This is a genomic window from Bacteroidota bacterium (assembly GCA_039714315.1).
GTDB lineage: Bacteria > Bacteroidota > Bacteroidia > Flavobacteriales > JADGDT01 > JADGDT01.
The window spans coordinates 1-3,633 of record JBDLJM010000219.1; the positions used below are offsets into that span (position 1 = coordinate 1).

Annotated in this window: 2 protein-coding genes; both read right to left on the minus strand. The window is 37.0% G+C overall.

What is annotated here, in order from left to right; genetic code table 11:
* Positions 1-1,325: MFS transporter (locus tag ABFR62_13640; GenBank protein ID MEN8139461.1), on the minus strand; the 1,325-nt coding region annotated here is incomplete at its 3' end.
* A gap of 6 nt (positions 1,326-1,331) precedes the next feature.
* A partial coding sequence (locus ABFR62_13645) for a hypothetical protein (protein MEN8139462.1) occupies positions 1,332-3,633 on the minus strand: 2,302 nt, incomplete at its 5' end.

Here is a 3,633-nt window from a genome sequence, read left to right on the forward strand (position 1 = left end):
ATGCTGATGATAATATTGAATATGAATAAGGTTACAATATTAGACTTATCGATATAGAAAAACAGAGCTGTAAATGTTCCGGCTATTAAATGAGAAGTAATAAATACTTTCTTTTTTCCGAACTTATCAGATAGTTTTTCAGTAAACGAAATCGCAATAATTGTTGTTATTGTACCTGAAACTAAGAAAGGACTAGCAAGCGATTCATCCTCTATAAAATATTTAAAATAATACATTATAGATCCGTAACGAATTGCGATATAGGCCAAACTTACTATTCCAACAGCCAACAATAATAACCATGGACCGTTTCCAACTAAGTCTTTAAAGTCTTTCTTTGTATCGGCTTTTTGCTCTTTTGGAGGAGCTACCCTTTCTTTTGTTGAATAAAATGTTACCAGGAACATTACTATGGCCATAATACCATAAACTATCATTACCCCCTGAAACCCTTTAGATTCGTTTACAACATGAACAGATAGCTTTTCTGATGAAACTTCCTTATCAAAATAAGTGGACGTATTCAATGTGTGTGTTCCAAAACCTTCTTCAAGGTACAATATATCAGTAGTTGTATCAATCTCATCTTTCAACTCTGATTTATAAACAATAACAGTTTGATTCTTAGTTAAAAGATCTTCTTCTCCCATATCAGCCTCAACAACTAACTTAGTTGCTCCAATACCATTTTCAGTAATTACAATTTCCGTTCCCGATAATTCAGCTGAATACACATCGGTATTATCGCCACCTATTGCATTTACTAGTGGCAATGTTAATCCCTGAACTAATAATCCCCCGGAAAAAGCTAACATGAATCTAAACTGCGAGAAACTTGCTCTTTGCTTAGGACTGGCTGAAACAACGCCCATCAATGAAGAGTAAGGTATATTAATTGCAGTATATACCATCATCATTAAAGTATATGTTACATAAGCATATACAATTTTAGACGACATCCCTAAATCAGGAGTTGTAAAAGTAATTACACCTATAAATGCAAACGGTAATGCCAACCATAAAATCCACGGACGGAATTTACCCCATTTAGTATTTGTTCTATCAGCAACAACCCCCATTATAGGGTCGTTTATTGAGTCCCAAATTTTTGTAATTAAAAACATGGTTCCTGCAACAGCCGGTGATATACCGAAGATATCGGTATAAAAATACAGCTGAAAAATCATCAATACCTGCCAAACTAAGTTTGAAGCAGTATCACCAAGACCATAACCTAACTTTTCTTTTAACGATATGTTTTCGTCAGTCTCGATATAATTATTGGCGGAAACGTTTCCGCCAATATTGTTGTTTTCTGAACTCATCTAACTCTAGTTGTTTTTTCCAATTTGGAAATCGATAGTAACTTCTTTTTTATCAAAACCTGTAGCCGGTACTTCAACAAAAGCACTGTCTTGCTCTACACCGTCAACTACAACTTTTTGTACATCACCTCTTGTAATGTTGATGTTAAATATTGTTTCACGGAAAGATCTTTTATAAGATAAATCATCCCAATGCGATGGAATTTGAGGCTCAATGGCTACACCATTATAATCTCTCTTAAATCCTAAAAGGTTATCGTAGCAGTTTAACATGTTCCATGCAACTGTACCTGTTCTCCATGGATCATCCGATACGTTTCTTTCTTTACGAATAGCCGAAGGTCCTACATAACTGTTTGGCTGAGCAAATGGTTCTGATTTCTCTTCAGATGGAAGTATGTTTTTGAATGTTTCAAAGGCTTTATCGTTTCTTCCTGCTGCGTAATCAGCTGCAATTTTAAACGATGCTGCGTGACAGTAAACATTACCATTAGTGAAGTTACCTTGAGGTATTCCGGTAATTGAACCAATATCTTTGTTGTATTTTGTAAATGGAGGCCAGTTATGAACTGGTCCAACAGGTGTATCAACCATTGGCTCAACTTTTTTCATAATCTCCTCGTATTTTTCAGAATCAATAACTCCCGAAAGTACTGCCCATGATTGTGGGTTAATAAATACCTGACCTTCTTCTGAAGCGTTATCTCCCACCTTGTTACCGGCATCGGTATATGCATAAATAAAGTGATCTTCATCCCAACCGTGCTCAAGAATATTTTTCTTAATCTCTTCGTAACGCGAAGCACATTGCTCTTCAACTTTAGTATCGCCTTTCCATCCTGCTATTTTACCAACAAGCTTAAGTGCTCTTGCCAATGCAATACTCATCCAAACACCTTCTCCTTTACCTTCGGCACCAACTTTGTCCATAAGGTCGTTCCAGTCTCCGTGACGGATAAGTGCTAAACCACGCTCTCCTCTATCGTTCCAAAGGAAGTCAATTGCTTTAAGGTTGTGATCCCAAATAGTATCTTCTCCGTGGTTAGAATAATCTACTACTTTATCAAGCATTGAAAGATCACCAGTTTCTCTAAGTATAGAATATGTTGCGTGAGATATCCAACTTGGCGAATCAGAATAATGCTTATCGGCAGCTGCAACTTCTACTGATGATACTCTAAATGCACGTGGACAGAATCCATCGTTTCTTTGATTTTCAAGTGCTTTAACTAACATTGCAGTTGCTCTGTCTGAATCTAACACAGCCATACCTGCTGCATCCTGTAGTGTATCACGGTATCCTTTAAAGTAGAAACGAGCCCAATCAGCCATAAGGAATAACTGGTGCTTCATCCAAATATTGAAAACATCGTTGAAGTCTCCATCAGGAGTATCAATAGTTGTTAAACCAAGTCTTTCTACGTTTTGTTTCTTTATTTTTTCAAGCTCTGCATCAATCAGCTCACTGTTAGCGTAAAGTGCAGTAAACTCATCAGCTTCCTCCTCGTCAAAAACAATACCCATTACAAAGTTCATACGCTGCTCTTGATTTGCATCAAGGCTTAAGTTATGTTGCAATGCAGATACCATATATTCGGTAGAAGCAGTACTATCATTAAGCTGTCCGTCTAAAACGCACTGTGGGTTCATGTAGTTTCTGCTCTCTCCCAAAAACACTTCTTTACTAATATCGAAATGATCGTAAGGAACATCAGTATAAGTAAATGCTCTATATTTGTGAGTCATTACACTTACCGATCTGTTACGGAAGTATAATCTCTGTTTTTCTTTTTCGTCGTAACCATCAACTGCCGAATTGTATCCGTAAGTTAAGTTAACTCCATCCAAAACAACAGGAGCTACAGTAAACACCGAAATATCGCGTTTTCTACCTGACTCATTTGATACGGTTACCGACCAAATTTCTCCAGCTTCTTTACGAGGTACGAATATCTGAAAAGATACTTTAATTCCGTTTTTCTTACTCTCAAGAACTGTGTATCCTAAACCGTGACGTGTATTAAACTCATCTAGCTCAACACCAGTTGGAGTAACCGCTGCCGACCAAACCTCTTTAGTTTCATTATCGCGGATGTAAATATTTCTCTGTGGACTACGGTCGTCTTGTTTTCCAAAAAGGTTGGTTAAAACACCAGCTTCATTCTGATACAACGAAAAACCATTCATATTCTGTCCAACACTTGCTAAGTAAGTTGGATTCCAAAGCATATTAAACCAATCTCTGGGTGGATGTGGAGCTGTAACGTTATACTCTGCACCTTTATTTATAAAACTACCGTACTTCATA